This is a genomic window from Priestia koreensis, assembly GCF_001274935.1.
GTDB classification, from domain to species: domain Bacteria; phylum Bacillota; class Bacilli; order Bacillales; family Bacillaceae_H; genus Bacillus_AG; species Bacillus_AG koreensis.
Genome location: NZ_LILC01000024.1, coordinates 1 through 6,827, shown reverse-complemented (window position 1 = coordinate 6,827; position 6,827 = coordinate 1). Strand labels below are relative to the sequence as shown.

Sequence of the window (6,827 nt, the reverse complement as noted above, 5' to 3'; positions counted from 1 at the left end):
TCTTTTTGATAGTGCATTTCTACAAACTGCATTTCATTTGTATATCTGCAAAAAGGATTTTCTTCCAAAGGTTCCCAAAAAATTAATCTTTCATTATTCATCTTACATCCTTCCCTCACATTTATTATAACCAAGGTGATAAACATAAAAATTGTTTATAGCTCTACTAGCTACATCGTTTCTACATCTTCTATGTTGTCAGTATTCGCCACAGGAGACCTTAATGTTTGCTTTATAATTGATTTTCTCATTACATCGTCTAATTTAATTAACACGTATTCTTCGTTTTGTCCTTTAAACTCTACATGAGGATTCTCCGAACAAATGCAAGTTTCTTCATTTAGCATTCTTATAATGTACAAAGAGGTACCATTATCTAACACTACTTTATATTTTCCATGTTCTTTCATAAACCACTTATCTCTTACATTTAAAAGAGTAATAATTATTGGAATAAATAAAATAAAGCACATGATGAAAATGGATATAACCATAGAAAAATTAGTACTTAATAAGGCTATTTTTTTCACATACAGGCTCCACAATATATATACATAAGAAATGCCTAAGGCCGTAATAAACGATAACAGTGTTAACGCATAGACGTATTGTCTCGTCTTTTGTTCTATTGTAGAAAACAACATTTCAATGCTCGATTTATCCAATAGAGATTTAACCTTTACAATAGAACTCATAATTACCCCTGTTCCTGTTAAAAAGGCTACAATTGTAGCAATAAATGTTCCCAATCTATCACACCCTTTAAAAATGTATTTTTGACACTATTAACAAATTGATTCTTATCGACTTAGAAACTTATGTATAATGAAGTGACCATATTTTTATTTAAAGAGAAATTGTTGTCACATAGATATGCCACTATTAAATAACTATTAAACCGCAAAAAGCTAAAAACTCACACTCCTCTGTAGTCAGTGGCTGCATGCGGAAGCCTTTATCACGCATTTCGATAAGTTGAGTTTATACCGGCCTGTATCTATAGTAATGAAGGGATCAAGCAGTTCATATTGAACCACTCATTTCCTAAAGTTACATTTTTTCACCTCATTATTTACTAAAATAGCTCTTTAGACGATTGATATCATATTCCCATTCTTCGATAGCATTTGCGTATTTAACACTGCCATTTCGCTGCGCTTTAAAACGTTTTACAAAACTTGCAAGTTTGTCCACTACCTCTTGAGGTTGATGCTTAGGCAATATATCACCAACCAATATATTCCACCTCTTTTTCCTGCTAACTTTTGTTGTATAACCTTGTTCGCTAAGAAACGAAGTCAATGGAAAGTTACTTGTACTTACCGCAGAATTGTTATTTTCATCTACATTCATATCTGGAATTTTAATTGATTGATTATGATATTTTTCTAAAAGTTCAATTGCCTTATCAAACTGGTATTCTTTTGCAATATCGAGAGCTGTTTGGGATTTATTATTTTTCAACTTAATATCAGCACCGTTTAAAATGAGCATCTCCATGTATTCTATAATGTAATTATCCCCATAAGAGGCATACCCTTCAAACCAACAAGCACTCATTAGTACTGTGTGTCCCGACTTATCTTGAATGTTAGGATCTGCCCCAGCTTTTAGTAACTCCACAGCGAACTCAAAAAATTGATTCTCAGCATCCAATTCTATACTGAATAAAGACAACATAAGAGGAGTTTGTCCGTCTTCATTTGGCAAATTAACATCTAATTCTCGATACAAAAGATATTGCAATATTAATTCATCTCTAGAACATTCAGCAGCATAATGCAATAGTGAAAATCCCCGCCATCCTCTTACCTGTAAATCCTTTAGTTCTCCGGCTAAAAATAATGAAACATCTCTATTTTCACATTGGATAGCAGACACTAAAGCACTGAAATTATTTGTAGAGAACTCCGCTCCTGCATCTAAAAGAATTCTTACGCAATATATATCGGATTTACTTGCTACATCGCGTAGCGAATAAGTCAATGTATCCTTTGAATAGGGAACATCTTTTACTAATTTAATGAGAGGTTCAAGGTGATTATAATGTGCTGCATCCTTCAAAAAGGTTCTTTGCTTAGTTTCATTACATTTCAGGTGATAGTCAATATTAAATAAATATTGAATAAGAGAGTGACAATTAAATTTTAATGCCAAGTGCAAAGGATCTATTCTCCTATCTCCATTGATTAATTCCTTTTCATGATCCTGTATGTAATGGATTACGTCGTTAACTCGATTATCCTTTATTGCTTCTTGAATATTCATTGTTTACTTCTCCAATTTTATTTGTATTATTGTTTAGAACTTGTGAACTTTCAATTTTATTTTTGACTGTTAATACCTATATAGTTAGTAATAGTTGCTTATTTCATCATCCTTATTTTAACAAAATAACCATTAAAAAACTTAAAGTTATTTTTGAAAAATAAATAAAAAATTACATATAACTGGTGAACCAACTAATAAGTTTTTAGTTAATTTTAGTCGATTTAGGAATGAAGGGACTGAGTAAATGAATATTTTTATGTTGAGAACCAAACCCCATAGCATTGAGCGCATTGACGAATTTTTAAGAGATAGCTTTGTCGCGAGATAGGGTAGACAACTTACAGGCTCTACTAAAGAAGACATTGGAGAACCCCTAATTAATTTAATAGGTACGAAGGACAAACTCTTCTAAAGAATTTAGGCCATATTAATGCGTTCCTTCATACTATCTGCAAATATAAGGGTACTTATCAACAATCCGATTTAAACGATATTATAAATGGAACATCTACATCATCAATTACAGAAAACGTACTACACAATATGAAATTATGTATTTGATATTATAGGTGTGTAATTAATAAGAAATCTCAGATATATAACAAAGAATATATGATATAATTGTTATAATCACTAAAGCCATTGCTGTATTAGTTATAGTTCCATTAGAGTCATTGCTGTATTATGATAGTTAGTCAAAAAAGTCTGTAACGATAACGTTGGAGGCTCTTTGGAGTTCAAAACCTTTCATATTTCCCCCTCTTTTCTTCTTTAATATGCTCGTGAATCAATATATCCTTATCATTGTGTACTATCCCGTTTTTTCTATCGTTCTTTTCTTGAAAACCCTACAACAAAATAATTAGTAAGTGATTGACAGATTTGTTGTAAGCAATACTTTTAATTAAATTACAACTGTATAATAAAATAATCTATCAAAACCAACAAATCACCTATATAGGTGATTTGTTGGTTTTATGGCGCGATTATAATATCCATATAAGTATTATTTTTCCAGAAAGGATGTCACCTATAGAAATTCTCACACTAAAAAAGCTTATGCGCAAAGCACTCATTTTTAATTTAATGAACAATCTTAATAAAATTATTCGTAAAGCAGGTATGTCTCATAGAGAACTTAGCGAGAGATCTGGCCAGTCTTCCAATTGGTTTAACGATGCCTATAACAACAGTGAAGATATTACCATCTCTTCCCTAGCAAAAGTATTTGGAGTGTTAAATGAAAAAGTAAATATAAGCTCTTACCAATTAACTGATCTATTTGACAAACAAATCATTCAAATTTCCAGCACATTAAGTAGCTTAGTGGATGAAAATGAACAGTCTATCCAAACATTTATTTTGTCACAACCCTCCCTTTTTAGTGATTTGCTAGCAGATTGGGCTGCATTGAATGAAAAAAACAAACTTACAAGCGATGAGAAATTATTATATGTAGATATTCAAGCATTACTATCTAATTAAATGACCGGGGGATTAAGAATTGGGAGAGAGAAAAGTATGGTTTATTACACGGCCGGAAAGAGATCCAAATTTCCACGTTGATGCTTTACACGCTTTAAAAACCGCTACAGATAATTTCACTGCAATATGGTCAAAGAATAGGACACTTCATAAGCGGTATGAAGAAGTGTTAGCTTTAAACGAATTAAAACGGGAAAATATAAGCCTCGATGGATCTGGAGGAAGAACCTGGGCGGCTATGCTTAGAACATTTGGTTATGTGTACACTTCTCCAAATGGACAACTAGCACTTACTAAGGTTGGTAAGGCTCTGCTGGATGGAACTAAAATCCATGAAAATACGTCTAAACAAATTCTGACTCTTCAAATCCCAAACGCTTACTTTCTTGAGACAGGGTTTCGTCCTAAGTTTGAAGTCGGATTTAAGATTTTTCCTGCACGCTTTCTTTTAAGACTCGCTAACCAAAAGCAATTAAATTACTATATTACCAAAGAAGAAATAACATTCTTTGCTCTGACAGCACAAAAAGATAATCAATTAATACAGGTGACTCAAAAGATACTCGCATATAGATCAGCAACAGAAACTGAAAAGGCAGAGATGAAAAAAGAAATTGCAACAAACTACGATCATCGTGAACGTTCTGATAAAGGTGCTCGAGACTTTGCAGCGGCACATGGTGATGTCGCTCATACCTTTATGATGTTATGTGGCTATACAGGCATGTCTGAATACGTTAGAGGACAATTTTTACGTATCCCCTCTGAGCAACAAGAGCTAACAACCAAAAGATTAGAGGAGATTGAAGGAAGGTATCCATTTAACAAACGTTATTTAATTTCTCATGAACGATTCGCTGAAAATGCTGGCTTAGATGTAGATAGTTACAAAGCAAGTTCATTTGGTACTATTGCACCTGCAACAAACCAAAAGAAGATGCTAAATAAAGTAGAGCGCTTGTTAAGTTCCTTTCCCTCACTTAAAGAACTTACAATTGAAGATATTAAAAAGACTTTGCAACATGAGTTATCCCAAAGTGATGCTGAAAAGTTTGCTCTTCTAATAAAAGAACAAGAGTACTCAGCACTAAATGACGAATTTGTCGAATCTTACTTATTTGAAGAAAATAATTTAGTATTTGAAGAAAAAACTGCCAAGATCCTACAATCCATAGGTTTTCATACCATTTTGCGTCCGAAACCTGTTCAATTAAATGTACAAACACAAATTGAGATTTTAATACATATCGATGATCAAACCGTATGCATTTTAGACGCCAAAAACTATCGAAATAAATTCAATCTATCAGCCCACCTTGCTTCGCATATGGCTTCGGAGTATATTCCTACTTACAATGGCTATGACGGTAAATCTGTGAAGTACTTTGGCTATATTACAGCTAGCAAATGGGGCGGAGAACGTAATTTACAACGTGTAACAGAAAAAGTAGATGCTATTGATCCAAGTCTAAATCCTCAAGGAGCTATCTTTTCTGCCAATTCTCTTTTAGGGTTCTTAGACTACTGCTTAGATAACGATTTGACTTATGAAGCAAGAAAAGAAATGTTTGTTTCTTGTTTTATAAATAAAGGCTACGAACACGTATCAGAAATGGTAAAGCAGAAGTCTTCTTCATTACAACCATCATCAAACTAGGTACCAATATGGTATCTAGTTTTTTTATTGCAAAAATAAACAGGGTTTAATTATCATTGGGGCTGCTTTTTTTGATTGAAAGGTGTACAATAGTTAGCATAGTAGTATGCAAGAACATACTTTCGTTTTTTGTTCATTATTATAAAGGAGTGATACTCGTTGATATTTAAAAAAGGAGAACTTTTCAACGGACCAGGTGGTTTAAGCTTAGCAGCAAAGAATGCAAAGATCGTCCACCCCGAGACTGGAGAAAAGTGGGAAATCAAACATCTGTGGTCAAATGACTTTGATTCTACAGCATGTGAAACATATAAATTAAATATTTGCGAAGATCCAAACGATCCTTCCGTACATTGTGGACCGGTTCAAGATTTACCAATTGGTGATAAATCTATTCTTGGGGATATAGACTGCTTTGCATTTGGTTTCCCTTGTAATGATTATAGCCAAGTCGGTCAGAAACACGGTTTAGACGGAACTTATGGCCCTCTATATACATATGGAGTAAAGGTATTAAGAGACTATCAACCTAAATTCTTTGTAGCGGAGAATGTTGGTGGTCTTCAAAGTGCTAATGAAGGACAAGCTTTTATTCAAATTCTAACGGAACTTGAAGAGTGTGGCTATCAACTTACCCCCCATTTGTACAAGTTTCAAGAATATGGCGTTCCTCAGTCTAGACACCGAATTATTATAGTAGGTATTAGAAATGATTTATTTGAACAAGGGATTGAGTTTAAGGTTCCAGCGCCTACTACATTAGCTTCCACTGAATACAAAACATCAAAAGAAGCAATTACAGTTCCACCTATTCCTGAGGATGCACCAAATAATGAATTTCCTAGACACACAGAAAAAGTTAAGAAAATGCTTAGCTTTATCCCACCTGGAAGTAACGCATGGTATCCAGGTATTCCTGAAGAGCTCCAATTAAAAGTAAAAGGCGCTCGTTTAAGTTCAATTTATAAACGTCTGGACCCAGAAAAGCCTGCTTACACAGTAACTGGCAGCGGCGGCGGTGGTACACATATGTACCATTGGGAGGAATTACGCGCTTTAACCAATCGAGAACGCGCACGTCTCCAAACATTCCCTGATAACTTTGAATTTGTGGGTAGTAAAGAAGCGGTGAGAAAACAGATTGGGATGGCCGTACCTCCACAAGGCGCACAAATTGTGTTTGAGGCTATCTTAAAATCATTTGCTGGTATTGAATATGATTACGTAATGCCGTCTCCAAAGCTTCAATTAGAGAACCTTAGGGGCAAACAAAAAATTACATTTGAAGAGATTTCTGCTTCTGAGAAGCAAGGTGCATTTAATCTGTAAATCACAAAGAGGCTGGGACAAAACCCCTCCTCTGAGATGAAAAAAGCGGTGATAGTTTACGAGAAGTAAACTATCACCGCTTTTG

5 protein-coding genes are annotated in these 6,827 nt (G+C 34.0%); 3 read left to right on the top strand and 2 right to left on the bottom strand.

Annotated elements, in window-relative coordinates; translation table 11 throughout:
* Nucleotides 1-170: 170 nt before the first annotated feature.
* Both AMD01_RS18225 and AMD01_RS18220 read right to left on the bottom strand, forming a co-directional pair.
* Nucleotides 171-749: a hypothetical protein gene (locus AMD01_RS18225; RefSeq protein ID WP_053402884.1), complete on the bottom strand. Its 579-nt coding sequence runs from the start codon at nucleotides 747-749 to the stop codon at nucleotides 171-173.
* A 319-nt stretch (nucleotides 750-1,068) separates the two neighbouring features.
* Nucleotides 1,069-2,268 (bottom strand): ankyrin repeat domain-containing protein, encoded by a 1,200-nt coding sequence (locus AMD01_RS18220; protein ID WP_053402883.1) that lies wholly within the window; start codon nucleotides 2,266-2,268, stop codon nucleotides 1,069-1,071.
* 972 nt (nucleotides 2,269-3,240) lie between these two features.
* Between AMD01_RS18220 and AMD01_RS18215 the strand changes: the two genes are divergently transcribed.
* The 3 genes from AMD01_RS18215 (at nucleotide 3,241) to AMD01_RS18205 (ending at nucleotide 6,742) form a co-directional block, all read left to right on the top strand.
* On the top strand, nucleotides 3,241-3,756 hold the full coding sequence (locus AMD01_RS18215; protein ID WP_053402882.1) for a helix-turn-helix domain-containing protein: 516 nt from the start codon (nucleotides 3,241-3,243) through the stop codon (nucleotides 3,754-3,756).
* 19 nt (nucleotides 3,757-3,775) lie between these two features.
* Complete coding sequence (locus AMD01_RS18210) at nucleotides 3,776-5,413, top strand: AlwI family type II restriction endonuclease (protein ID WP_053402881.1); 1,638 nt, start codon at nucleotides 3,776-3,778, stop codon at nucleotides 5,411-5,413.
* Nucleotides 5,414-5,572: 159 nt separating this feature from the next.
* On the top strand, nucleotides 5,573-6,742 hold the full coding sequence (locus AMD01_RS18205) for a DNA cytosine methyltransferase (RefSeq protein WP_053402880.1): 1,170 nt from the start codon (nucleotides 5,573-5,575) through the stop codon (nucleotides 6,740-6,742).
* The last annotated feature ends 85 nt before the right edge of the window (nucleotides 6,743-6,827 follow it).